Here is a 23,010-nt window from a genome sequence, read left to right as displayed (position 1 = left end):
GACCCGGCGCGCCTCCCGGGCGCGCCGGCGCAAGGCGCACGCTTAACGCGTGGGCGAAGATGCAGGGGTATCGCGAGGGGTAGTGGCGGGGTTGCCAGTGCCCGACGCCGGCTTGGCCGATGAAGAATTCGCGGTGTTGGCCGGATTGGTCATGGTCGCCCCCGATTGCGGACGATTGGCCGGATCTGCGTCAGTGCGGGGTGTGGGCATGGGACGCCGCGGCGCGGACGTGGCGGCGGGCGGCTCGGGCGTCTGGCCCATGATCCCGCTGCTGCCGTTGACACCGGACCCGGGGTCGGACGACCCGTGGTGCGACGGCCCGTGTTGGGCCGACGAGGCGGCAGCGGCAGCCGACACCGGTACGACAGAGAACGCCATGATGGCAAGGGGGGTGGCGGCCAAGGCGCCGTTGGCAAGCATGCGGAGCACCTTCATGGTGTCCTCCCTCTGGATGACTGACGGTCACGGTCAGCAACATTCATACCGTCTGGTGCTTACGCCCCGCGCCGTCCGGCCCAGCCGCTACTGCAAGTGTTCCAGCACCGCCGCAACCACCCGATCCACCGACACTGGCTTGCAGAGCCAGGCGTCAAAGCCTTCCAGCGTGCCCGGCTCGGCACTGCCATGCGCGCCCAGACCCGTCATCGCGATCGCCGGGATGCCTGCGTTGCGCGGCGCCTTCCTCAACCTGCGGATGAGTTCGGTGCCATCCATGCCGGGCATCCGGATATCGGCGATCAGGACGTCGATATCATCGTTCTGCAGCAGGTCGAGCGCCGCTTGTCCGGTGGTGGCGGCCAGGACCTTCGCGCCTTCGTCTTCCAGCAACAGGCTCAATGCCTCGAGGGCGTCGCGCGAGTCCTCGGCCAGCACGATCCGCACGCCCTGCAGCCGTTGCAGCGCATGCGTGGCGGCAGCCTCAAGCGCCACCGGGTCTTCGGACAGCCGCAACCGGATCGTGAAGGTGGCGCCTTTGCCTGGCCCGTCGGACCGCACCTGCAACCGTCCGCTGTGAGCTTCGACAAAGTGCCGCGACAGCGCCAGCCCGACTCCCAGCCCAGACGTTGTTCGCGTGGCATGCTGCGGGTCAAGCTGACTCAACAACGTAAAGATGGAATCGACGCTTTCTGGCGGAATACCGATGCCGGTATCCGCAATGTCGAGCCGGGCTTCGTTGCCATCGTCAACCAACGTGACAAAAACGTGGCCGCCGCGAGGCGTGAACTTGATGGCATTGGCAAGGAGGTTGCCGACGGCTTGTTCGATCCGCGTGCGATCGGCCGACAGCACCAGCGGTGCGTTGATGCCCGATACCGAGATCAGAATGCCTTTGGACGACGCGTCGGCCGATACCGCGCTGACGCAGCGCGCCACCAACGCGGCAAAGTCGACCGGCGTGCACGTGATCTTGAGTTTGCCCGTCGAAATCCGTGCAATATCCAGCAGCTCGTCAATGATGCGCGCCTGATCCCGCACGGCCCGTTTCACGGCATCCACCGCGCGGCCCGCCGTGGGCACGCCCATCACGTCGGGGCCGCGTCCCAGCAATTCCATGTTGAGCTGGATCAGGTTCAGCGGGTGCCGCAATTCGTGCGACATCATTGCGAAGAACACGTCCTTCATTTCATTGGACGCCAGGGTGCGCTGCAACGCCTGTTCGCGCGCAGTCTGCTCTCGATGTTGGATGGTCAGGTCGCGCGAAATCTTGGCGAAGCCCGGCACGCCCTGCCCGGTCAGCGGGTACAGCACACCGCTGCAATAAAAGCGGCTGCCATCCTTGCGATAGCGCCAGCGATCGTCGGATGAATGACCGGTGCGGCTGGCCTGCGACAGCTCGCGCTCAGGGATCTGCAGTTCCTGTTCATCCCGCGTAAAGATCGATCCGTAGGGCTTGCCATGCATCTCGGCGGCGGTGAAACCGAAGATCCGTTCGGCGCCCACGTTCCAGCTGGTGATGATGCCCGCCTCGTTCATGGCGATGAATGCATATTCCTGCGTGGTCTCCGCAACCAGCCGCATCCGCGCCTGCGCTGCGCTGACCCGGGCCTCGACCAGGCGGCGCTCGGTGATATCGACAAAGATGATCACCGCGCCATCGACCTGGTTGTTGAAGGTACGGTAAGGCACCACCCGCGTCAGGAACCATGAACCGTCGGTGCTGCGGACTTCGCGCTCGATGCGGGATGTCGATGCCACGGTGCGGGCGACGTCGGCCACCAGCTCCGGATACTGCAGCCGATGGCTCATCTGCACGAGCGGCCGACCCCGGTCCGACAGCGCCACGTCCATGATGCGCCGCGCATGCGGCGTGAACCATTGGACGGCCAGCGACCGGTCGACCCGGACGGCCGACAGGTCGCTGGACCGGATCAGGTTCTGCAAATCGTCATGGATGTCGGACGTTTCGTCGGCGGCTTCCCGCAACGCCACGTTCACCGTGGTCAACTCTTCGTTGATGGCATGAAGCTTGTCCTTGCCCGCGACCAAAGCGGCCGTCGACATCCGCAGCTCGTCGTTGGCCGCTTCCAGCGCCTCATTGGACATGAGCAGCCGTTCGTTGGACCGGCGGGCACGGCGCGATTCGTCGGCCAGCCGTTCCTGCAGCTGCGCGATCTCGGCTTCCAGCGCGGCAACGCCGTCCGCCCGTTTGAGCGACACGACAGCGCCGCTGGGCGCCGCAGGAGCCGCATCCGCCACTTCATGGAAGACGACAAGCAGCAGATCCTGGCGGCTCTGGTCATCGTGGAAGGGACGGACCGTGACGCGGACCACCAGGCCGGGCGCATCATCGCCCAGCGCTACCCGCCGCGATTGCGCGGGCTGCCCGGTCGCGACGACGCGGGTCAGCGCCTGGATCAGTTCGCGGCGCAGCGACGCGCTCACCATGGCGAGCAGGTGCCGCGGACCGGCTTCGGCGTCGGCGTCGGCGTCGCGCAGATAGCGTCCCGCGCCGGCCGACTTGTGGACGACCTCGTAGTCGGCGGTGACGACCACGCTGGGGGGCGAGTAACGTTCGATGGCGCGCCGATGCACTTCGGCGTACACGACCTTGCGCGCGCCTTCGGTTGCGTCGGCGACCGATTCAAGAGGGTTCACGCGTGCGTTCACCAGCGCCAGCGTCGGGGACCGCTGACCGGGCACGTTCACGCGCGCGCGGTACAGACCATGCGTGCCGTCGACAGGACGAAACCAGGCTTCGCCGGTCTCACCTACGCCGTCGGGTCCCACGAACAGATAGCCTTCGGGCACGAGCGACCGGTGGAAGGAGCGCAGCAGCGCATCACGCGCGGCTTCCTTGAGCTCGGACAGCAGCGATCGGCAAACAATCAGATGCAGGCCGGCGAACGGAGGGTCGCGAAAGATATCGTGCACGGCAAACACCACGAGTTCACGCACGACTTTCTTGACTTGATACTTGTCGCCCTGCTCGTGCAGAAAACGCCGCAGCCGCGAGCGACCCAGATCGGCAGCGACCGACAAGGGATAGGTTGCCGCACGCGCCGTCGCGATCGATGCCGGGTCCCCGTCGCTTGCAAAAATGCGCAGCCGATCGGACGCATCGGTGCCCGCGGCATCTGCCAGGGCAATGGCCAGCGAATAGGTTTCTTCACCGGTCGAGCAGCCGACGCACCATGCCCTTAGCGTCATGTCGGGCGCCGCGCGCAGCATATTGGTCAGCCCGCGCAGCGCGGTCGATTCGAGCACGGCATACGCGGCCGGGTCGCGGAAAAACCCGGTGCCCGTCGACTGGATATCGTGCGCCAGCGCGGCGGCCTCTTCCGATTCGGTATCCAGCACGCGCGCGTAAGAAGCCAGGTCTGTCACGCCATGCAGGCGGGCGCGCCGCTGGATACGCCGCAGCACGGCAGCCGTCCGATAGTGGCTGAAATCGCGGCCGGTCCGTTGCGTGACCGTGCGCAGGATTTCGCGATAGCCCGGCAGTGGAAACGCCGTTGCTGGCGCGCGCGAGGCGTCACTTGCGGCATCACGCGCACCATCGCGATTCGCCCCGTCGTTCCGCCCCCCGTCGCTGCGAACAGCGGCAGGCAACAGAATGCCGGGGGCGGCCGAGGCAAACCGCTGCATCGATGCCGGCAATTCTGCGGCGGGCAGCACGATGTCGACCGCGCCCGCGACAATCGCATGGCGTGGCATCTCGTCGCAGCCCGCTTCGAAAGGGGCTTGCGCCAACGTCAGGCCGCCTACATGCCGGATGTGCGCCAGTCCAGCCGCCCCATCATTGCCCTCACCCGCGAGCAGCACGCCAATGGCCTGATCGCCGAACACCGAGGCCAGGTTGCGGAACAGCAGATCGACCGCCACGCGGCGCCTGCGTGTGCGAGCCACCGGCCGAACGTGCAACGTGGTGGAGGTCAGCGTACCGACGCTATCGGTGGGCACCAGCAGCACGCGGCCCGCTTCGAACTGACGGCTTTCCGATACCAGCTCGATGGGCAATGCGGTCAAGGCCCTAAGCGTATCGACGCCAGGCTCCCCCTCCCATTCGGCCGGCACGTCGAGCACGACGACCACACAGAAATCGGTATCGGAAGGGAGCGCGTGCAGGAAGCCTGCCAGCGCATGCAGGCCAAGGACGGACGCGGCGACACCTGCGACACGAAACGGCCGGCCGCTGGGGGCAACAATCCGCGGTTGCTCTGCAGTCTCGGCAAGGCTGGCGCTGCCTGGGGTCATCGAGCATCTCGGCAATGCGCATACCTGTAATTCAACAGGCGCGCGGGTAAACGATTCACGAATTCTCACACATATGAGACCAATTCGGGCCTGGAAGAGCACCCTATTTCCAAGCTTGCGAGTTGCCCACTTCACTTACACACAGTGACACGCATGCTCAGCATGGTTTCCCTCGAGGTTATGGGTGCGGCGCGCAAGTTGCTGCTCATGCGGAATCTGACAAGGAATTCACATGGCGAGAATACGTGTCGGTCTATCGGGATGGCGCTATGGTGGATGGCGTGGGGTGTTCTATCCGCCTGGCCTTGTCCAGCGCCGGGAACTGGCGTTTGCGTCCCGCCATGTGCCCACCATAGAGATCAACGGGTCGCACTATTCCCTGCAGAGCCCGGCCAGTTACGCGACCTGGCATGACGAGACGCCCGACGACTTCATCTTTGCGGTCAAGGGCCCCCGCTACCTGACGCACATGCTGCGGTTCCGGGACGACAAGGCGATCGTTGCGACTGCCAACTTTTTTGCATCCGGCCTGCTGCGGCTTGGCGCCAAGCTTGGGCCGATCCTGTGGCAGTTTCCGCCGACCTACCCCTTCGATGCCGCCGCCTTCGACAGCTTCCTGCAGTTGCTCCCGACTGATACGGATGAAGCGCTGGCCTTTGCCCACCGGCACGATACGCGGGTGAAAGTGCCTTGGCTCGAACCCATGCCACGCCGACGCCTTCGTCACGCCATCGAAGTGCGTCACCCGAGTTTTCTCAACCCGGCCTTCATGCGTCTGTTGAGGCGCCATCACGTGGCATGGGTCATCTCCGACGCGGTGGCCGACTGGCCCTATGCCGAAGACGTGACCACGGATTTCCTGTACCTGCGTCTGCATGGGACGGAAACCCTGTATGGCGGCGCGTATCGCGATGAAGCGCTTGACCGATGGGCAGAGAAGCTGGCGGCCTGGGGCGCGGGCCAGGAGCCCGACGACCCGGTGCGTATCGGGCCGAAAGCCACACGCCGCGTCAGCGGCCGTGACGTCTACTGTTATTTCGACAACGACAAGAAAGTGCAGGCGCCCTACGATGCCCGCCGCCTGATGGACAGGCTGGCGGCCAACGGCGCCGCGCCCGGCATCGACACCCACGCCCCATCCATCGAGGAAATCGCATGACCGCTACCCACACCGCCGACCCGTATGACCTGCAGCGCTTTGTCGATGCGCAGCGCCCGGTCATGGAGACGGTCATGGCCGAGCTGCGCGCCGGCCGCAAACGCACCCATTGGATGTGGTTCGTGTTCCCGCAACTGGCGGGGCTGGGCCGAAGCAACATGGCGCAGCACTACGCGATCACGGATCTGGACATGGCGGCCGCGTATCTTGCACACCCTGTGCTTGGCCCGCGCCTGGTGGCAGCGGTGAAGACCGTGCATGCCTTGGAAGAAACGACCGCTCACGCCGTGTTCGGCGACCCCGACACACTCAAGCTGCATTCCAGCCTGACGCTGTTCGCGCGGGTGCCCGATGCCGACCCAATGTTTCGCGCCTGTCTGGACCGATATTTCAATGGGAAGGAGGACGCTGGAACGGTGTCGCTGTTGCCGCGCTAGATCAGTCAGCTGGCAGTCTGAAACACGCCCGCTCGGTAATCGAGACCGGGCGTTTCTTTCATGGAGTCAGGCCCGTCATGGCTGCGTCCACCGCGTCGGCCAGGCGCACCACGATGTCATCGAGGTCGGCGTCCTGCACAGTAAAAGGGGGCGCCAGCAGGACATGGTCTCCGTGTTGACCATCGACCGTTCCGCCCATGGCGTACACCATCAGGCCGCGGGCCAGCGCCGCGTCGCGCACGCGTGCATGCACTTTCGCGTCGGGCGCGAAAGGTGTCTTGTCGCCTTTGTCCTGCACGAACTCAACGCCCTGGAACAGCCCGCGTCCACGCACGTCACCCACATGGGGATGATGGCCAAAGGCCGCCTGCAGGCGTCGCGCCAATCCGGCGCCCTGGACGCGGGACGCTTCCACCAGCCCGTCGCGCTCCAGCACGCGTTGAACAGCCAGTGCCGCGGCGCACGCCACCGGATGCCCGAGATACGTATGGCCGTGCATGAACTGCCCGGACCCTTGTGTGAAGGCATCGTAGATCCGCCCTCGCACGAGTACCGCGCCGATCGGCTGGTAGCCGCCGCCCAGGCCCTTGGCGACCGCCATCAGGTCGGGAACGATCCCTTCCTGGTCGATCGCATGCAAGGAGCCGGTGCGGCCCATGCCGCACATGACTTCATCGGCAATAAGCAGGATGCCGTACCGATCGCACAGCGCGCGCATGCCCTTGAAATAGCCGGGCACTGCCGGAACGGCGCCCAGCGTGGCGCCCACCACGGGTTCGGCGCAAATGCCGATCACGGTGTCCGGGCCGAGCCTCAGGATTTCCGCTTCCAGTTCCCGCACCAGGCGCTGGCCGTAGCTCTCGGGTGTCTCGCCGGGCTGCTGGTCGCGATAGGCATAACAGGGCGCGACATGCGTCACGTCCATCAGCAGGGGCGCGAACTGGGCGCGCCGCCAGGCATTGCCGCCGACCGCGAGCGCCCCCAGGGTGTTGCCGTGATAGCTCTGGCGGCGCGCAATGAAATGGCTGCGTTGCGGCTGGCCGTTCTCGACGAAGTACTGGCGCGCCATCTTCAACGCGGCTTCCATCGCTTCGGATCCGCCGCTCACCAGATAGACCTGCGACATGCCGTTGGGCGCGCGGGCGATCAGGGTGTCCGCCAGGTCTTCGGCCACGCGCGTGGTGAAAAAGCTGGTGTGTGCGTAATCCAGGCGGTCCATCTGCTCGCGCATGGCGGCAATCACATTGGGATGGCCATGCCCCAGGCACGAGACGGCTGCGCCGCCAGAAGCATCGAGGTAGATCTTGCCGTTCCGGTCGGTAATCGTCAGGCCGCGCGCGGACACGGCTTCGGGCAGGGGGTGACGCAGTTGGCGGTGGAAAACGTGGGTCATCGGTGGATTCTTGGTTGATGAGGCAACAGACGCCATGCTACCCCTGCCCGCCGATCGAAGGCGATACTCGTTACTCTCCGGAAAGCCAGGCATCGGGCATGCTGTCCGACAGGCGATCCCACCTTTGCCGCGCAGCGGCGGAACCCCCTCATGAAGCTCTTGCAATCGCTGGCGCAACCCACATTCGCTGCCGTCGTGTCCCTGGTCCTTGCAGGGTGCGGCATCCGACCGGGCGACGTGCCGCAGATCGTCGATGCCGACGATGTCCAGGCCGTCACGGTCCTGACCCGATCGGGCCCGGTTGTTGGCGCGTCGGCTACGGCCGGAACCGCGTTCCTGGGCATTCCCTATGCCGCGCCGCCGCTGGGCGACCTGCGCTGGAAGCCGCCGCAGCCTGTCACGCCGTGGTTCGCGCCGCGCGATGCGCGCAAGCTGGGGTCGGCCTGCACGCAGGCCATCGGCATGAACGCGGGCGCGGGCGAAGGCGGCGGCCTGCCCTTTGGCGATGAGGACTGCCTGTACCTGAACGTCTATACCCCCGCGGCGCCGCCTGCGGCTGGCGCCCGCTGGCCGGTCATGACCTATCTGCCAGGCGGCGCCTTTGTTTTGGGCGCGGGCGACAACTACGATCCCAGCCGCCTTGCCGTCGAACAGAACGTGATCGTTGTCACGGTCAACTATCGGCTGGGGGCGGTCGGGTTTCTGGCCCATCCGGCGCTGACCGCCGAAACGCCGTCTGGCGCATCCGGCAATGCCGGGCTGCTGGACCAGCAGGCTGCCTTGCGGTGGGTGCGCGACAACATTGCGTCGTTCGGGGGCGATCCGGGCCAGGTCACGCTGTTTGGCGAGTCGGCGGGCGCATGGAGCGCCTGCTACCAGCTGGCATCGCCAGGCGCGGCCGGCCTGTTCCACCGCGCCATTCTGCAAAGCGGGTCCTGCGTCGATCCGGTGTCGCTGGTGCCTGTCGCGCAGGCCGATGCCGATGGCGTGTCCTATGCCGCAGAAGTCGGTTGCAAGGATCCGTCCACCACCCTTGCCTGCCTGCGCGAGGTGCCGGCGCGGACACTGGTGCGGGCGGCGTCGACCCGGCGCGGCATTGTCGGGCCGGCCAGCTGGGGGCCGGTATGGGGCGACGGTGTCGTACCGCTGCGCCCCGACATCGCGTTCGAACAGGGCCGATACGCCCAGGTGCCGGTGATCATCGGCAGCAACCGCGATGAAGGCCGTCTGTTCGCCGTCACGACGCGCAGCCAGGAAGCGTTCGAGACACGCATCCGCCAGCAATTCGGTCCCAAGGCGCCGCAGGTGCTGGCGCGCTACACCGAAGCCACCCACGGGTCGGTGCGCCTGGCATTTGCCGGCGTGTGGACCGACGCCCGGCTGGCCTGTCCGTCGGACGCGCTGCGTCAGGCACTGCGGCCGCGCAGTGAAGTCTTCGGCTATGAGTTCGCTGACGATCGCGCCCCGATCCGCCTGCCCGCCCTGATGCAGGGCGGCCCGATGGGCGCCTATCATGCCGGCGAGCTGGCCTATGTGTTCGGCACACGGTGGGCGCTGGCTGATCCGGCCCGATTCGACGCCGGGCAGGCCGCCCTGGCCGCGGCCATGCGAACAGCATGGGGCCGCTTCGCCCACGGCCACGCGCCGGCGGCCGACTGGCCCGCGTTCGGTGAAGAAGGCCTGGTGCGCATCCTGGCACCGGGCCCTGCCCGCCACGGTGCGGACTTTGCGCAGCGGCACGACTGCGCCTTCTGGTCCGGATTGTTGGACGCCCCGTTGGATACGCCCCCAACCGGCGGCAATTGACGCCTGCGCCGGCCGGACAGTGTCAGATGAGCAAGCACGGTGGCGACTTGCAAGCCATGGTCAGCCGTGGCGTGCACGAGTAAGGCGCGGGGAACGGCATGCCACCTGCAAGCCATCCCGTCCGCCCTGACCTACCCCACCGGGAACATCGATTGCGCTGCGCCCTGAGTCTGTCTTTTTCAGGAGCGACCCTTGAGATCCCTGTTCCGGAGCTTTTTCCAGGGCGGATTCGAGTGTTCGACGCATCGTCTACCGGAAGGTGGAGGGCTCGACCTGCTCGAGACCACCGGCCACGCCCGTCACCCCCTGGCCGACTATGACGCCGCCGCGCGGCATGGGCTAAGAACCGTCCGTGACGGACTGCGGTGGCACCTGATCGAGCCACGGCCTGGCGAATACGACTGGTCCAGTCTGTTGCCGCAGTTGCAAGCGGCACGCTTGCAGGGCACCCAGGTGATCTGGGATCTGTGCCATTACGGTTACCCCACCCACATCGATCCCTTCAGCCCGGTTTTTCCTCAACGTTTCGCGCGCTTTGCCGCTGCCGCTGCCGCGGTCATCCGTGATGAAACGGGTGACGTGCCGTGGTTTTGCCCCGTCAACGAAATTTCCTACTGGTCCTGGGCAGGCGGTGACATGGGTCTCTTCGGTCCGGCCGCAACCGAGCGCGGGGGCGAGCTCAAGCGCCAGCTGGTGCGCGCCGCCATCGCGGCCATGGACGCCATTCGTACGGTCGATGGCCGCGCAAGATTCGTGGCCGTCGATCCCATGGTCCACGTAACAGCGCTAGACCCGGCGGAACGCCCACTGGCCGAAGCGGCGACGCTGGCGCAATTCGAAGCCTGGGACATGCTGGCCGGACGGGTCTGCCCGGAACTGGGCGGCCGCCCCGACTTCCTGGATGTTGTCGGCGTCAACTATTACCCGCACAACCAATGGTCGCTGCACGAAGGCACGATCTGGCAAGGGCAGCCTTACTACCGCCCGATGCGTGAGCTGCTGGCGGGTGTTCATGCAAGGTACGCCCGTCCGGTGCTGGTGGCCGAAACCGGCGCCGAGGGCGATGCCCGCGCGCCGTGGCTGCGGTATGTGTGCGACGAGGTGATGGCCGCTATGCAGGCCGGCGTCGAGATCGAAGGCATCTGCCTGTACCCCATCACCGACTACCCGGGATGGTTCGACGACCGTCATTGCCCGACCGGGCTCTTTGGCGCGCCGGACCCGTCTTTCCTGCGGCCGCTCGACTTCCCGCTGGCGCATGAACTTGCCGTGCAGCGGGCCCGCTTTGCCGATCTTGCCGACCCGGCCCTTCGACGCCGCGCCGACGCGGCAGGCACCTACTGAGTTCACCAGGAAAACTCATGTCCGACTCAAGCATTGCGCAGGTCCAGCTTGCGCAGACCCCCGCCGCCTTCCTTATGACCTACGTCAAGGCGCGGCGGGCAAGCTTCCTGACGCTGGGCGCCCTGGTCGTGGCCGCCGGCTCGTGCGCGGTCGCCGTCCAGTACGGCATGAAATTGATCGTCGATGCCATGTCCGCGACGGACCGCCAGGCCGCCGACGTCTGGCATCCGCTGTTCCTGTTCCTGACGCTGATCGGGGTCGAAAGCATCCTGTGGCGGCTGAGCGGCTGGCTGGGCTGCCGCACCATCATCGCGTCATGCGTCGACATGCGGGTGGACCTGTTCAAGCACCTGACCGGCCACTCGATGAAGTACTTCCGGCAGCATCTGTCGGGGGCACTGGGCAACCGCATCACGTCCACCTCGCAGGCGTCCGGCTCCATTCTGGGCACCCTGACGTGGAACATTGTCCCGCCCTGCGTCGATTTTCTTGGCGCCGTAGTGGTGCTGTTGACGATCGACTGGCGGATGGCGGCGGCGCTGACCGGGTTCGTTGCCCTGGTGGCGGGCGTCATTTTTACCTTCGGCAGCCGCGGTCGTGTACTGCACCAGGAGTTCGGTGAACAGGCGTCGCGTGTCGGCGGCGAGATCGTCGATGCGGTGTCCAACATCTGGGTCGTGCAGGCCTTCTCGGCCCGGCACCGCGAAACCGAAAGATTGCAGAAGGAACTGGGTGTCGAAGCCCGTGCGCAGCGCCGCAGCTGGATGTACCTGGAAAAGGCGCGCGTGCTGCATGACATCTGCCTGTGGATTATGGCCGGCACCATGCTGACGTGGGCGCTGCGGTCCTGGCAGGCCGGCACCGTGACGGCGGGCGACGTGGTGGTCATCAGTGCACTGGCATTCCGGATCCTTCATGGGTCGCGCGACCTGGCCCTTGCCCTGGTCGGCACGGCACAGCAATTCGGCGTGATTGCCGAGATGCTGAACGTGGTGGCCCAGCCGCACGACCAGCCCGATCTGCCTGAACTGTCGGACAAGCCCATCGCCCGCGGCACCATTGAACTTCGCAACGTCAACTATGCGTACGCCGACGGCCGGCAGGTGTTCAACAACCTGAGCCTGACGATACCGGCCGGCCAGAAGGTCGGCATCGTCGGGCCGTCCGGCGCGGGTAAATCCACGTTGTTGTCCTTGCTGCAGCGGGTGGACGACGTGGGCGGCGGGTGCATTCTGATCGACGGCGAGCGGATCAACGAGATGTCGCGCGACAGCCTGCGCCAGGCCATCGGCGTGGTTCCCCAAGACATCAGCCTGTTCCGCCGCAGCGTGCTCGAAAACATCCGCTATGGCCGCCCCGACGCCACCAAGGAAGAAGTCATTGCCTGCGCCAAAAAAACGCATTGCGATGAATTCATCCGCGCGCTCAAGCATGGCTACAAGACCATCGTCGGCGAACGCGGCGCGTCGCTGTCGGGCGGGCAGCGTCAACGGATCGGCATTGCACGCGCGCTGCTCAAGGACGCACCCATCCTGCTGCTGGACGAAGCCACCTCCGCCCTCGACAGCCAGTCCGAAGCGCTGATCAACAGTGCACTGATCGACCTGATGAAGGACCGCACGGTGGTTGCAGCCGCGCACCGGCTGTCTACCTTGTCGCGCTACGACCGGATTGTCGTGCTGGCCGACGGCCACGTGATCGAAGACGGCACGCTTGAAGAATTGCGCAATGCCGGGGGCATGTTCAGCCAGCTGTGGGCCTTGCAGACGATCGAGGGCGATTGCCCGCCCGTGCCCGAGATCGCCGCGGAGGCAGCCGCGTCAGCGCCCATCGCGGCGCGCCCTGACGTGATGCCTGACGTCTTGCCAGAACCTTCGCCTCGCGCGGCCTGACGGCGACGCAGCCATGACGGCCCGTGTCACGCTCCGGCCCCAGTCCGCGGTCGACGCAGCGCAACTGGCAGACGGCAAGCGCGCCCTGGTGCAGGACGCCGCATGGGCCAGCGTCACGGGCGCGCTGTCAGGCGGTGTGGTCCTGGTGGCGTTTGCGCTGTCCCTGGGCGCGGGCCCGCTCACCATCGGACTTCTGGCGGCGATCCCCTTCCTGGCCCAGGCAGCGCAGCTGCCCGCCATCCTCCTGACCGAGCGGCTGCGCGAACGCAAGCGTATCGGCGTGCCCTTGTTGATGGTCGCCAGATCCTTGATCATGTTGCTCGCCCTGCTGCCTTTCCTGCCGGTGCAATGGCCCCGGCTTGCCGTCCTGGTTGCCTTCCAGCTCGGCATCTCGTTGCTCGGGTCGATGGCGGCGTGCGCGATCAATTCCTGGTTCCACCAGCTGTTGCCCGCAGAAGGCCTGGGCGCCTTCTTCGCGAAGCGGTTGATCGTCGCCAGTGTGCTGGCCTGCGCCGGCACGCTGGGCGTGGGATTGCTCGTGGACCATCCGCCGCTGGGCGATGCGCGGGTTGCGTACGCGCTGGCATTTGTCGGTGCCGCACTGGCCGGCTATGCCAGTTGCTATTTCCTGGCACGCACGCCCGAGCCGCGCATGCCCGATCACGGCACGCCCGGGTCGCTGATCGCGATGCTGCGCCGTCCGTTTCATGACCCGAATTTTCGCCGCTTGCTGACCGTATTGGGCGCATGGAACCTGGCGACCAACCTTGCAGCGCCCTTCCTGACGGTCTACCTGATCCAGCAGCTGGGGTATGGATTGACCACCGTCACCGCGCTGTGGGTGGCCAGCCAGCTGGCCAATGCGCTGACGCTGTATATCTGGGGCCGCCTGTCGGACCGGCTGTCCAACAAGGCGATTCTGGCCGTTGCCCTGCCAACGTATTTCCTGTGCACGCTTGGTCTGGTGTTCAGCGACATGAGCGCACGCTACGACGTGCAGCTCACCTTGATCTGCCTGCTGCATGTGGTCATGGGGGCGGCGTCGGGGGGCATCGGTCTGGCGACCGGCAACCTGGGCCTGAAGCTCGCGCCACGGGATCAGGGCACGGCCTATCTGGCTGCCATCGGACTGGTATCGGCAGCGGCGGGCGGCGTTGCGCCGATTGCGGGCGGCGCGCTGGCGCAGGCGTTCTCGGCGAATGAGCTGTCGGTGATCGTGCGATGGGTATCCCTGGCGGGCACGAGCGACGTATCGGTCGTGCGCTTTGCGCATTGGGAATTCCTGTTTGCGCTCTCGGCGATGCTGGGCATCTATGTGATGCACGCCCTGTCGCGCATCCAGGAAGGTGACGAATACAGCGAACGCCGGGTGATCCAGGAACTGGGACTCGAAGCGCTGCGCACCGTCAATCACCTGTCCTCTATCGGCGGCGTGCTGGGCGGCGTCTTTCCGTTCGAACGGATCTCGCAGGGTCTGGCGAAGCTGCCGCGGCGCCGTCGCGTGATGGTGCACCGGCCGGTCCAGCAACTGGCTCGGCGGCTGTTCTTTCGCCGGCGCACCGGCACGCGTGGGGGTAGCCGCGGCAGGCCGTGACGGCTGCCGCGGCTAAGGGCCAGGCAGCGTTAAAACAGGTCAGGCGCCTGCGCCCGATGCGTCGGCAAAGAAGCGTTGCGTCAGTTCGTCGTTCTGCGCGTGCACCAGGTCCTTGTTCAGTTCATTGGTGACCACGCCCGACACCTGCGGCGACAGCGCCTTGCGCAGCACGCCCAGAAAGCGCGGGGCCGCGGCGATGCGCAGTTCTTCAAAGCGCTTCTGCTGGAACGCCTTGTTCAAATGCTCGGCCAGATGGCCCGCAAACTGTTCGGCTTCCAGATGCTGCTCCGCTTCGCCTGCCGACGACGTCACGCTCGATACCGCCTGCAGTCGATGGGGCGTGTTCTGCCGCGACTGATGCGTTGCGCTACCCGACCGGCGCCCATAGGCATCCCGCCGCAAGTCAGACCCGGACGCGTGCGCCGTGGGATCGGTCAACTCTTCGACCGGTTCGAGCTGGCCGCCTTTCTGAGGCATGCACAAGATCCGCGCAATGGCCTCGTCGGCCACGACTACCCAGATTGTCTTCATCGTTTTCTCCTGGTGAACATACGCCTGCGTCGCAGCAACGCGCATGCCCGGCAGTAGTCCGCGGCACAGGCATTGCGAAGTTTCTGGTCTCTGTGTCTGCAAAAGCCCAAAACGCTCCGCAGGCCGGCGACTTCTACTGTTCCAGGGGATTCCACTACTCATGCAACACCGTCATCTTGTCATCGCCCGCGTCGGCCAGAACTCGCTTCATCCCACCTGGCTCGGCGACCCCGCCACCCGCAACTGGGACCTCTACCTGTGTCCCTTCCAGGCCTTGCTGCCGCACGCTGCGGCGCAAGCCACGTTGGGTGAAGTGATCGTCGGACCCAAGTGGACAGGCTTGCGCGAACTGCTCAACGCCTGGCCCGGCTGGCGCGACTACGACTACGTCTGGTTGCCCGACGACGACATCTTCGCGAGCCAGGACACCATCACGCGCATGTTCGAAACGGCGGCCGCGCTCAAGTTCGACCTGTGCGCGCCCGCGCTGCATGAAGCTTCGTACTATGCGCACTTCACCACGATGCGCAACCGCAACACCTTTGCGCGCATGACCGGCTTTGTCGAGATCATGGTGCCCTGCTTCAGCACCCGCGCGCTGGACGTGCTGCTGCCGACGCTGGACCTGACCACCACAGGCTGGGGCTGGGGGCTCGATTCCTTGTGGCCCAAGCTGCTGGAGTACCGCAACACCGGCATCATCGATGGCACGCCCGTGCTGCATACGCGGCCCGTCGGCGCATTCCGGGACGCCGAGCTTGGACAGCGCGTAATGGACGAGTCGGATCGGATCATGCATGTGCATGAATGTCGTCAGGTGCACACCACCTGGTCGGCCTTCGGTCCCGATCTGCAACCCCTTGGGCTGGTTGAAGACGAACTGACCGTCAAACTGCTCGATGGATGGCGCTACCTGCTCGATGGCAGCCCGTCGCTGGTGCGCTGGATCGTCGCGGCGCAGTATCCCTCCATCGTTGCGCGCGACTACCCGGTAGCCGGCCTGCCCGCGTCCGGCGCGGCCTTCTGACGCGGGACGACGGCACGACCGATCATGACTTCGTTCACATCCCCCAGCCTCTTGATGAGGCTGCCCACCCGCGACCCCCATACGGGGCTGCCGCCGCTGTCGCTGGCAACGCTGCCCGACGTGCCGGCCAGCATCACCCAGCCCACGTTCTCGGTGGGTGACCTGCGACCCGGCATTGTCCATATCGGGTGCGGCGCCTTCCACCGTGCCCATCAGGCACTCCTGACGCAGCGGGCCATCGAGGTTGAACTGGCCGAGGCGGCAACGCCGGTCCCGCCGTCGTGGGGCATCGTCGGCGTCTCGTTGCGCACGCCGGGCACCCTGCGCGCGCTGCAACAACAGGACGGCCTCTACACCGTGCTTGAACGCGGGCCCGACCGGACCGCGCTCGAACTGGTCGGCACGGTGCGCGACCTGGTGTACGCGCCAGATGCGCCCGCGCAACTGTTTGCGTACCTGCGCGATCCGGCCATCCGCATCGTCAGCCTGACCGTGACCGCGAGCGGATACAGCCTCGATGCGCAAAGCCAGCGGCTCGATGCGCAGCACCCTGACATCCAGGACGACCTGCGCCGTTCGTGCCCCCGCACAGCCATCGGCGTACTCGTGCGATGCCTGGCGCTGCGCCGCGCGCGCGGACTGGCGCCGCCGGTGATCCTTTCGTGTGACAACCTGCCCGGCAACGGCCACGCCCTGCGGCAGGCCTGCGTCGACTTCGCCAGCCTGCAGGACGACAGCCTGGGGGAATGGATCGCCCGTCACGTGCAGTTCCCCTGCACCATGGTCGACCGCATTGTCCCGGTCACTACGGACATCGATCGCCATGATGTGGCGGTGGCGACCGGCCTGTGCGATGCCGCGCCGGTGTCTGCGGAGCCGTTTCGGCAATGGGTGATCGAAACCTTCGACGGCCCGCGGCCGCGCTGGGAGGCGACCGGCGCCGAATTCGTGCCCGACGTCGCGCCCTGGGAAGCCTCCAAACTGCGGCTGCTCAACGGCGGGCACCTGGTGGTGGCCTATCTGGGCCTGCTGGCCGGCCATGAGACGGTCGCCGCGGCCGTCAACGATCCGCCCATCGGCGCGCTGGCGCTGCGTTTCATGCTGGACGAGCAGATGCCGACCCTGCCCCCCAGCGACCACGACATCCGCGCGTACGCCGGCCAGCTGATCGTGCGCTGGCGTAACCCAGGCATTGCCCACCGCCTGGACGGTGTCGGCCGGGACGGATCAACCAAGCTGGCGGGCCGCCTACTCGCGTCACTTGGTGACAATCTTCGCGACGGCCGGCCGGCGCCCTGTACCCTGTTGGCTATCGCTGCGTGGATGCGCTGCGCGACCGGACTGGTGGACCGTGGCCGCCCCCTTCCGCTGCCCTTGCAGGACCGTCAGTCGGCCCTGTTGCGACGGGTTGGCGGCGCCGCGGCAACCGACCCAGGGCGTCTGGTCGACGCCTTCCTGGGCTTGCCCGAGGTCTTCGACCCCGCCTGGGGCGCCATCCCGCAGGTGCGTCAGGGCCTGATCCGAGCCATGACTGCCCTGCACCGCGGCGGCGTCTACGCCGCCATTGCCGACTGCCATCCAGGAGAATGTTCTTGACCGTGTATCTGCCCAATCCGCCGTTTGCGGCCGCATCGTCCGCCGGCCTGGCGATCGATGCCTTCGTGTTCGACATGGACGGCCTGCTGCTCAACACCGAAACCCTCGCGCGGCGCGCGTTGATGCGGGCCGGCAAAGCCCTTGGCCTGCCCATGACCGACGCCTTCTGCGCCTCGTTGATCGGGATTTCGGCGGACGGCTCACGCAAGCTGCTGCTCGACCGGTATGGCGACGACGCGCCGGCCGACGACTTCTTTTCGTCCGCGACACGTGAGCTGACCGCGCAGATCGACGCGGGCGATCTTGCGCTGCAGCCGGGCGTGGAAGCCCTGCTCGACGGATTGGACCGCTGCAGCGTTCCCCGGTCGGTCGCGACCTCATCGGGCGGCGACAAGGCACGCCATCACCTGGCCGCGGCCGGCATTCTTGATCGGTTTGACCACGTCGTCACCCGGGATGATGTCGCGGCGGGCAAACCACGGCCTGACCTGTTTCTTGAGGCCGCGCGGCGGTTGCGCAAGACGCCACGGCGGTGCCTTGCGCTGGAAGACTCCTACAACGGCGTGCGGGCGGCCCACGCTGCCGGCATGCCCGTCGTGATGGTGCCCGATCTGTTGACCCCCACCGACGAGATGCGAGAAAAATGCCTGGCGGTCCTGGACAGCCTGCAGCAGGTCGCCGACCTGTTCGTGCGACCGGCGGGCTTCGGCCCGCTGGCCGAAGCGCCGCTGGCGGCGACGATCACATGCCCATGAAGTGCAGGCGTTCGTAGCGGGGATCCGGACCGGGATGGAAGCGGGTAACCCGCCCGTCCGGCGCCACGTACACATACATCAGGGAATTCCACACGCCGTCCTGGCGGAACCGGTAGCCCCAGATCGCCTGATCGGGCTGCATGGCCACTCGGGTGATCTCGGCCGGCGGCCCGAATTCCAGCAGCAGCCGGTCGCGGGTCCACCGGCCTTCCGCCAGGCCGTCATTGATCATGTTGAACCGTTCGGACGTCAGCGCCTGGGTGGTGGACACCACCCTGCCACTGGCATCGATGTCCGTCAGCCACGCGAACTGGCCCATGGGCTGCCCGCTATAGATCAGCCGCTTGCCGCCACCGGGCAGGTCGCGTTCGACATTGGGTGTGCCCATCTGGCGAACCACCTCGGCTTCGGTCGTGCCCGGCGGAATGCTTGCCGGGCTGGCGCATGCCCCCAGCAAGGCGGCCACGCCAATAATCAGTGCGGTCCTTGGCAGGCCGGCCCTGAACGACATCGGCAAGGACCACGGTAACGACAGTGGCATGGGGTCTCCCTTCGTTAGGAACGCATCAGGTCACAGGATAGGCTTGCCGCCCGTAACGGCATAGCGCGCGCCACTGACATAGCTTGCCTCGTCGGATGCGAGGAACACATACACCGGCGCCACTTCGCGCGGCTGGCCGGGCCTCCCCAACGGTACCTCGGAACCGAAGCTCTTGACCTGATCCGGCGGCATCGTTGACGGAATCAACGGTGTCCAGATGGGCCCGGGCGCCACCGAGTTCACGCGAATGCCTTTGTCGGCCAGCAACTGCGCCAGCCCGCCCGTAAAGTTGGCGATAGCCCCTTTGGTGGCGGCATAGGCCAGCAGCGTCGGTTTGGGCATGTCCGAGTTCACCGAGGTGGTATTGATGATGGCCGATCCGGACTTCATGTGCGGAACGGCCGCCTTGCACAGGTGGAACATCGCGGTGATGTTGGTCTTGAACGTGTAATCCCACTCGTCGTCGGGAATGTCTTCGAGCGACTCATGCGACATCTGGAACGCGGCATTGTTGACCAGGATGTCGATGCGTCCAAAGGCGTCCACCGCCTGCCGGATGATGCTGCGGCAATGTTCGGCCACCGCGATGTCGCCAGGGACCAGCACGCACTTGCGCCCGGCTTCCTCGACCCACCGCTGCGTTTCGCGGGCATCTTCCTCTTCGTCCAGAAAACTGATCAACACGTCGGCGCCTTCGCGTGCGAACGCAATGGCGACCGCGCGGCCGATGCCACTGTCGCCGCCGGTGATCACGGCGATCTTGTTCTCGAGCTTGCCGCTGCCGCGGTAACTGCTTTCGCCGTGGTCCGCCTGGGGCGTCAATTCGGCTTCGACGCCGGGTGGGTTCTGCTGTTGTTCAGGTTGGGTGCTCATGGTGTGCTCCGATGGGGTGGGAGTAAATGGGACGAGGTGGCACTGGGGGATCGCATGGCCTTGCATGCCGCCAGCACGAATGCGCGGTCGTGGATGCCGAGCACGCGGGCAAGCCGCTGCACGCCACCGAGTTCGGGCACGCCGTCGACGCATCCCCTCACCCAGTCCGTGTAGCGATGCCCGAGGCCTGCGGCGTCCAGCGCGCCCGCCAAGGTCTGGCCGGTTTCTTCGCAGCGGCGCACCACGTAGTGATGCAGGTCCGCCATGTCGTCGAATGCGGTGCGTTCGAAACGCGTCTCGCCCGGGCTTAGCATGACCGTCCGCTGGTAACCGGGCTGGGTGGTGAGCCAGGCAACGGCGTCCACCTTGGCGACCTGGTAGTAGCCCTCGACGTCGCGGTAGGCGCACAACGGCATGGCGCTGCGCGTGCTGATGGCGGCCAAAGCATCGGATTCTTCGATGCCCGCCAGTGCCGCAAGCTCGGCGATTCCGAAAACATGGTCGTCGACGAAGTCCATCGCCCACCGCGAGATCGCGGCAAACACGACCCAGGCGCAGAAGCCCCTGACCGGCCGGGCAGCGTAGGCATCGATCAGCGCGCTACGTGCAACGTTCTCCAGAAAGTAGTCGTTGAGCTCATCAAGTATCTGATTCAAGGCGAAATCCGCGGCAAGGCGTCCCTCGACGGCATACCCGTACAAGCCGTCCAGCTTGCGCCAGATGGGCAATCGCTCGACGTGCACGTCATGCAGTGGCTCGGGAAGCACCCCGTAGACGGCAATCAGGCGCGCCGCGTCCGCGGTGACGATGACGGCAAGTTCATCGCGCACCTGGGCGCGGGTGGGAGCAATGGACATGGGCGGCTCGGCGCGATCGCGCGTCAGCGCTTTTCGCTCAATCCGGGTGTGTCGGCATGCTGCAGGAAGCGCTTGACCAGGATCGGCATGTTGTCCGCCAGCCATTTGGCCATGGCCTCTTCCTCGACCAGGATCGCCTGGCAGACACGCTGGGTCTCGGTATCGCCGGCCACTTCAGCGGCGACGATCAGGGACTTGTAGCTCGCGATCTCGAAATGTTCGAAGGCGTAGCTGGCCATGGACCCCTTGATGATTTCATCGGACGACATGGCTGCCGTGAAGCTGTGCATCATGGCCATCGCCTTGCCGGTCACATCCTTGACCGTGGACGTGTCCCCGCCCCGGCGCTGGATGCACTGCGCAATCAGCGCGGCCTGGTTGCGGGTTTCCTCGATGTGCTGGTCCAGGCGCTGCTTGACCTCGGGATAGGTTTCGATGCGGGCGGACATCGCCGTCAGCATTTGCTCGGCCTGCTCTTCCATTGCGTGGGCATCGCGCAGCCAGTCCATGAAGTGGTCGTTTGAATCGGGCATCAGTGTTCTCCATCGGCGGGAAGCTTCCTGGGAAGCGGGGCCCCGGCGCGCGGCCAGGGAAGTCCACGGCATCTTGCAAGCCCTATTCCCGGCGGGTTTCCGGCGCCGCTACCGGTACGTTAGCGGGTACGCGACTTGCAGCAGTCGAGCAAGAGCGCGCATTCGTTGCGCCCCGAATCCCCCTATTTACTGGAGAGCAGCATGCCAGCCGATCAAGACAAACCCGCCAGCAACCCGCCCGCGCAAGATGCCGGCCAGACAACCGCGCCCGCCGCGCGTGCTGGGGAAAGCACCGCACGCCAGGACAACGCCCCCGCCGACAACGGCATGGACGATCCGCGCAAATCGCCAGTCGCGGGCAGCGGCAATTCGCTCGGATCGGGCAAGACCGCCAACAACACCGCCGGCAAGAGCGAGTAGTTGTCGTTGCCAACCATTGCACGCCTTACGCGCTGAATCCGTAGTTCCAACAGGAGTACCGACATGACCAAAGAAACCAAAGACCCGCACAATCCGCATCGCGACTATGCCAATCCGACCGAATCGGTCGATCAGCAGGACGCCTTTCCGGAGTCCAAGGGCACGACCGGCGGCCGTCCGGGGTCCCAGCAGCCTGACAGCAAGAAGGCCACGCAGTACAACGGATCGACCGAAGCCGACCCGCGCGAGGACGCCCCCGAACTGTTCAGCCCGCAGGACGATTCCCCCAACGTGCTGAAGGAAAAGGACGGCGGGCTGATCAAGTCGTCGGGCCGCACCCTGTAATAACAAGGTCGCCGCTCGGGTCAGTCGACCCTGGCAGCGCCTTTGACCTGCCATTCCTGCAGATCGCCGGTTTCCACCGTGATCCTGGATAGGCTGTCGCCCACGGATTTTTGTTGGGCGACTGCATGGATCGCACGAAAGTTGGCGCGATACGACTCGAGCAAGCCTTGAGGCGAGCCCGCCGCGCCAAAGTATTCCTTCAAGGCCTGGGCAGTGACCCGTGCCTCGCCAGGGCCGTCAGGAAAGTGCATCCGGAAGCTGACGCCGTCCGCATCCGGACGGGCAGTGGCATCGAACGTCATGGCGTGAATCCTTCTAGAAGTGGTGAAGCCCCTCTTCAGCAAGGATCTTGCCGCGCCTGCCGCTCTACTTCGTAATTTCTTCCCCGATTCAGCAAACGCTTACCGAACAGCAAGCCCTGCGCACGTAGAGCAAGCAGTACGACCTTCCTGGGCCGGGTAACCCGCAGCACTGCAGGCAGATGAACCGTCACTCTCTTGAAGGCGGGCCTGCCGAACGCGGAACGAAGCTTGCGAGAATGCGTGAGCATCTTTCATCACCGCATCTTCATCAGTATTCGACAGGGCAATCATGGCTGACGACAAAACGCAAAAATCATCGAAGCCGCGGGGCTTCGCCGCAATGGACGCCAAACGGCAACGCGAAATCGCATCGCTGGGAGGACAGACTGCCCATCGCCTGGGCAAGGCGCATCGCTTCAGCGTGGAAGAGGCGCGCGCTGCCGGCGCTGCCGGGCATCGCACCCGCCGCCAGCAGCAAGAGAAGGCGGCCGGCGGACTGTCTGCTTCCCCAGCAGGCGCGGATGCGGAGACGGACGACGAGACCGAGTCGTCCGACGAGGCTGAACATGCCACGAAGTGATGCCCCTGCTCCGCCCGGCAAGCGTGCCGCCGCGCAGGTGATCCTGCAGGCGACGGCCAAGCTGGGGCGGCGTGAGGTCGCTTATCGCGGCTATTGGATCGATGCGTGGGCCCAGGCCGTCGCGGCTGCGCGCGACGCCTTCCTGCCCCGCTTCATGTTGAGCAGCGATCCGCCGGGCACGGCCGGGCGGATCTGGCTGCTGCAATCCCTTCCTTCGAGCGGCGTGCTTGGCGACAGCCAGCGCGCGGCCGACCATGCACTGGCGCTTGGCCGCGCTTATGTGGATGCCATCCGCGGCCCCGGCACGACCGACTGACTTCCTCCCGAGAC

22 protein-coding genes are annotated in these 23,010 nt (G+C 66.0%); 13 read left to right on the top strand and 9 right to left on the bottom strand.

Annotated features, from left to right (window positions below; genetic code table 11):
- Positions 1 to 42: 42 nt before the first annotated feature.
- Together IE116_RS03175 and IE116_RS03170 are read right to left on the bottom strand one after the other, a co-directional pair.
- Positions 43 to 435 (bottom strand): hypothetical protein, encoded by a 393-nt coding sequence (locus tag IE116_RS03175; RefSeq protein WP_189609699.1) that lies wholly within the window; start codon positions 433 to 435, stop codon positions 43 to 45.
- A gap of 87 nt (positions 436 to 522) precedes the next feature.
- The gene (locus IE116_RS03170) at positions 523 to 4,695 is read right to left on the bottom strand and encodes a CheR family methyltransferase (protein ID WP_189609697.1); all 4,173 of its coding nucleotides are present in this window, start codon (positions 4,693 to 4,695) and stop codon (positions 523 to 525) included.
- Positions 4,696 to 4,927: 232 nt separating this feature from the next.
- Between IE116_RS03170 and IE116_RS03165 the strand changes: the two genes are divergently transcribed.
- Together IE116_RS03165 and IE116_RS03160 are read left to right on the top strand one after the other, a co-directional pair.
- On the top strand, positions 4,928 to 5,854 hold the full coding sequence (locus tag IE116_RS03165; RefSeq protein ID WP_189609694.1) for a DUF72 domain-containing protein: 927 nt from the start codon (positions 4,928 to 4,930) through the stop codon (positions 5,852 to 5,854).
- The gene (locus IE116_RS03160; protein WP_189609691.1) at positions 5,851 to 6,291 is read left to right on the top strand and encodes a DUF1810 domain-containing protein; all 441 of its coding nucleotides are present in this window, start codon (positions 5,851 to 5,853) and stop codon (positions 6,289 to 6,291) included. The genes IE116_RS03165 and IE116_RS03160 overlap by 4 nt, the downstream gene beginning before the upstream one ends.
- 58 nt (positions 6,292 to 6,349) lie before the next feature.
- Here the strand turns inward: IE116_RS03160 and IE116_RS03155 are convergent, their stop codons facing one another.
- Positions 6,350 to 7,684, bottom strand: coding sequence for an aspartate aminotransferase family protein (locus IE116_RS03155; protein ID WP_189609689.1), 1,335 nt, complete (start codon positions 7,682 to 7,684; stop codon positions 6,350 to 6,352).
- Between the two features lie 150 nt (positions 7,685 to 7,834).
- Between IE116_RS03155 and IE116_RS03150 the strand changes: the two genes are divergently transcribed.
- The 4 genes from IE116_RS03150 to IE116_RS03135 all read left to right on the top strand — a co-directional run bounded on the left by IE116_RS03150 (position 7,835) and on the right by IE116_RS03135 (position 14,320).
- On the top strand, positions 7,835 to 9,490 hold the full coding sequence (locus tag IE116_RS03150) for a carboxylesterase/lipase family protein (protein ID WP_189609687.1): 1,656 nt from the start codon (positions 7,835 to 7,837) through the stop codon (positions 9,488 to 9,490).
- Between the two features lie 192 nt (positions 9,491 to 9,682).
- Positions 9,683 to 10,834, top strand: a complete 1,152-nt coding sequence (locus tag IE116_RS03145) for a beta-glucosidase (RefSeq protein WP_189609685.1) — start codon at positions 9,683 to 9,685, stop codon at positions 10,832 to 10,834.
- Positions 10,835 to 10,851: 17 nt separating this feature from the next.
- Positions 10,852 to 12,726 carry an ABC transporter ATP-binding protein gene (locus tag IE116_RS03140; protein WP_189609683.1) on the top strand — a complete coding sequence of 625 codons (1,875 nt, stop codon included), beginning with the start codon at positions 10,852 to 10,854 and terminating at the stop codon, positions 12,724 to 12,726.
- Positions 12,727 to 12,739: 13 nt separating this feature from the next.
- A complete protein-coding gene (locus IE116_RS03135; protein ID WP_189609681.1) occupies positions 12,740 to 14,320 on the top strand; it encodes an MFS transporter in 1,581 nt (526 codons plus the stop codon).
- A gap of 39 nt (positions 14,321 to 14,359) precedes the next feature.
- Here IE116_RS03135 and IE116_RS03130 read toward each other — a convergent pair whose 3' ends face one another.
- Entirely contained in the window at positions 14,360 to 14,851 is a 492-nt protein-coding gene (locus IE116_RS03130) for a host attachment protein (protein ID WP_189609679.1), read from the bottom strand.
- A 160-nt stretch (positions 14,852 to 15,011) separates the two neighbouring features.
- Between IE116_RS03130 and IE116_RS03125 the strand changes: the two genes are divergently transcribed.
- The 3 genes from IE116_RS03125 to IE116_RS03115 are packed head-to-tail and all read left to right on the top strand — an operon-like array spanning position 15,012 to position 18,229.
- Positions 15,012 to 15,878 (top strand): hypothetical protein, encoded by an 867-nt coding sequence (locus IE116_RS03125; protein ID WP_189609677.1) that lies wholly within the window; start codon positions 15,012 to 15,014, stop codon positions 15,876 to 15,878.
- 24 nt (positions 15,879 to 15,902) lie between these two features.
- Positions 15,903 to 17,474, top strand: a complete 1,572-nt coding sequence (locus IE116_RS03120) for a mannitol dehydrogenase family protein (protein WP_189609675.1) — start codon at positions 15,903 to 15,905, stop codon at positions 17,472 to 17,474.
- A 2-nt stretch (positions 17,475 to 17,476) separates the two neighbouring features.
- Positions 17,477 to 18,229, top strand: coding sequence for an HAD family hydrolase (locus IE116_RS03115; protein WP_229828354.1), 753 nt, complete (start codon positions 17,477 to 17,479; stop codon positions 18,227 to 18,229).
- On the opposite strand, the gene IE116_RS03110 is transcribed toward IE116_RS03115, so the two are convergent.
- Genes IE116_RS03110 through IE116_RS03095 form a run of 4 tightly spaced genes read right to left on the bottom strand, consistent with a single transcriptional unit; the run spans position 18,216 to position 21,033 of the window.
- Positions 18,216 to 18,770 carry a hypothetical protein gene (locus IE116_RS03110; RefSeq protein WP_308428206.1) on the bottom strand — a complete coding sequence of 185 codons (555 nt, stop codon included), beginning with the start codon at positions 18,768 to 18,770 and terminating at the stop codon, positions 18,216 to 18,218. The two genes, IE116_RS03115 and IE116_RS03110, sit on opposite strands and share 14 nt — an antisense overlap.
- A 30-nt stretch (positions 18,771 to 18,800) precedes the next feature.
- A complete protein-coding gene (locus tag IE116_RS03105) occupies positions 18,801 to 19,643 on the bottom strand; it encodes an SDR family oxidoreductase (RefSeq protein ID WP_189609671.1) in 843 nt (280 codons plus the stop codon).
- Positions 19,640 to 20,500: a hypothetical protein gene (locus tag IE116_RS03100; RefSeq protein ID WP_189609669.1), complete on the bottom strand. Its 861-nt coding sequence runs from the start codon at positions 20,498 to 20,500 to the stop codon at positions 19,640 to 19,642. The genes IE116_RS03105 and IE116_RS03100 overlap by 4 nt, the downstream gene beginning before the upstream one ends.
- Positions 20,501 to 20,523: 23 nt before the next feature.
- Positions 20,524 to 21,033 (bottom strand): ferritin-like domain-containing protein, encoded by a 510-nt coding sequence (locus tag IE116_RS03095; RefSeq protein ID WP_189609668.1) that lies wholly within the window; start codon positions 21,031 to 21,033, stop codon positions 20,524 to 20,526.
- 201 nt (positions 21,034 to 21,234) lie between these two features.
- On the opposite strand from IE116_RS03095, the gene IE116_RS03090 reads away from it, so the two are divergent.
- Positions 21,235 to 21,453 (top strand): hypothetical protein, encoded by a 219-nt coding sequence (locus IE116_RS03090; RefSeq protein ID WP_189609666.1) that lies wholly within the window; start codon positions 21,235 to 21,237, stop codon positions 21,451 to 21,453.
- Between the two features lie 63 nt (positions 21,454 to 21,516).
- Positions 21,517 to 21,798 carry a hypothetical protein gene (locus IE116_RS03085; protein WP_189609664.1) on the top strand — a complete coding sequence of 94 codons (282 nt, stop codon included), beginning with the start codon at positions 21,517 to 21,519 and terminating at the stop codon, positions 21,796 to 21,798.
- 20 nt (positions 21,799 to 21,818) lie between these two features.
- On the opposite strand, the gene IE116_RS03080 is transcribed toward IE116_RS03085, so the two are convergent.
- Positions 21,819 to 22,100: a hypothetical protein gene (locus IE116_RS03080; protein ID WP_189609662.1), complete on the bottom strand. Its 282-nt coding sequence runs from the start codon at positions 22,098 to 22,100 to the stop codon at positions 21,819 to 21,821.
- 289 nt (positions 22,101 to 22,389) lie between these two features.
- On the opposite strand from IE116_RS03080, the gene IE116_RS03075 reads away from it, so the two are divergent.
- Both IE116_RS03075 and IE116_RS03070 read left to right on the top strand, forming a co-directional pair.
- The gene (locus tag IE116_RS03075; RefSeq protein ID WP_189609659.1) at positions 22,390 to 22,680 is read left to right on the top strand and encodes a KGG domain-containing protein; all 291 of its coding nucleotides are present in this window, start codon (positions 22,390 to 22,392) and stop codon (positions 22,678 to 22,680) included.
- Positions 22,667 to 22,996, top strand: a complete 330-nt coding sequence (locus tag IE116_RS03070; RefSeq protein WP_189609657.1) for a hypothetical protein — start codon at positions 22,667 to 22,669, stop codon at positions 22,994 to 22,996. Before IE116_RS03075 ends, IE116_RS03070 begins: the two co-directional genes overlap by 14 nt.
- Positions 22,997 to 23,010 lie beyond the last annotated feature (14 nt).

Origin of the sequence: Pigmentiphaga litoralis, assembly GCF_014651835.1 — a bacterium.
GTDB classification, from domain to species: Bacteria; Pseudomonadota; Gammaproteobacteria; order Burkholderiales; family Burkholderiaceae_B; genus Pigmentiphaga; species Pigmentiphaga litoralis.
This window is presented reverse-complemented; position numbering and strand designations above follow the sequence as displayed.

Excerpts from the sequence above, each read along its gene's own strand:
- IE116_RS03165 (WP_189609694.1), top strand. The coding sequence starts at position 4,928 with ATGGCGAGAATACGTGTCGGTCTATCGGGATGGCGCTATGGTGGATGG.
- IE116_RS03140 (WP_189609683.1), top strand. The coding sequence starts at position 10,852 with ATGTCCGACTCAAGCATTGCGCAGGTCCAGCTTGCGCAGACCCCCGCC.
- IE116_RS03150 (WP_189609687.1), top strand. The coding sequence starts at position 7,835 with ATGAAGCTCTTGCAATCGCTGGCGCAACCCACATTCGCTGCCGTCGTG.
- IE116_RS03070 (WP_189609657.1), top strand. The coding sequence starts at position 22,667 with ATGCCACGAAGTGATGCCCCTGCTCCGCCCGGCAAGCGTGCCGCCGCG.
- IE116_RS03120 (WP_189609675.1), top strand. The coding sequence starts at position 15,903 with ATGACTTCGTTCACATCCCCCAGCCTCTTGATGAGGCTGCCCACCCGC.
- IE116_RS03125 (WP_189609677.1), top strand. The coding sequence starts at position 15,012 with ATGCAACACCGTCATCTTGTCATCGCCCGCGTCGGCCAGAACTCGCTT.
- IE116_RS03085 (WP_189609664.1), top strand. The coding sequence starts at position 21,517 with ATGACCAAAGAAACCAAAGACCCGCACAATCCGCATCGCGACTATGCC.
- IE116_RS03080 (WP_189609662.1), bottom strand. The coding sequence starts at position 22,100 with ATGACGTTCGATGCCACTGCCCGTCCGGATGCGGACGGCGTCAGCTTC.
- IE116_RS03175 (WP_189609699.1), bottom strand. The coding sequence starts at position 435 with ATGAAGGTGCTCCGCATGCTTGCCAACGGCGCCTTGGCCGCCACCCCC.
- IE116_RS03105 (WP_189609671.1), bottom strand. The coding sequence starts at position 19,643 with ATGAGCACCCAACCTGAACAACAGCAGAACCCACCCGGCGTCGAAGCC.
- IE116_RS03100 (WP_189609669.1), bottom strand. The coding sequence starts at position 20,500 with ATGTCCATTGCTCCCACCCGCGCCCAGGTGCGCGATGAACTTGCCGTC.
- IE116_RS03095 (WP_189609668.1), bottom strand. The coding sequence starts at position 21,033 with ATGCCCGATTCAAACGACCACTTCATGGACTGGCTGCGCGATGCCCAC.
- IE116_RS03110 (WP_308428206.1), bottom strand. The coding sequence starts at position 18,770 with ATGCCACTGTCGTTACCGTGGTCCTTGCCGATGTCGTTCAGGGCCGGC.
- IE116_RS03155 (WP_189609689.1), bottom strand. The coding sequence starts at position 7,684 with ATGACCCACGTTTTCCACCGCCAACTGCGTCACCCCCTGCCCGAAGCC.
- IE116_RS03135 (WP_189609681.1), top strand. The coding sequence starts at position 12,740 with ATGACGGCCCGTGTCACGCTCCGGCCCCAGTCCGCGGTCGACGCAGCG.
- IE116_RS03160 (WP_189609691.1), top strand. The coding sequence starts at position 5,851 with ATGACCGCTACCCACACCGCCGACCCGTATGACCTGCAGCGCTTTGTC.
- IE116_RS03075 (WP_189609659.1), top strand. The coding sequence starts at position 22,390 with ATGGCTGACGACAAAACGCAAAAATCATCGAAGCCGCGGGGCTTCGCC.
- IE116_RS03170 (WP_189609697.1), bottom strand. The coding sequence starts at position 4,695 with ATGACCCCAGGCAGCGCCAGCCTTGCCGAGACTGCAGAGCAACCGCGG.
- IE116_RS03130 (WP_189609679.1), bottom strand. The coding sequence starts at position 14,851 with ATGAAGACAATCTGGGTAGTCGTGGCCGACGAGGCCATTGCGCGGATC.
- IE116_RS03090 (WP_189609666.1), top strand. The coding sequence starts at position 21,235 with ATGCCAGCCGATCAAGACAAACCCGCCAGCAACCCGCCCGCGCAAGAT.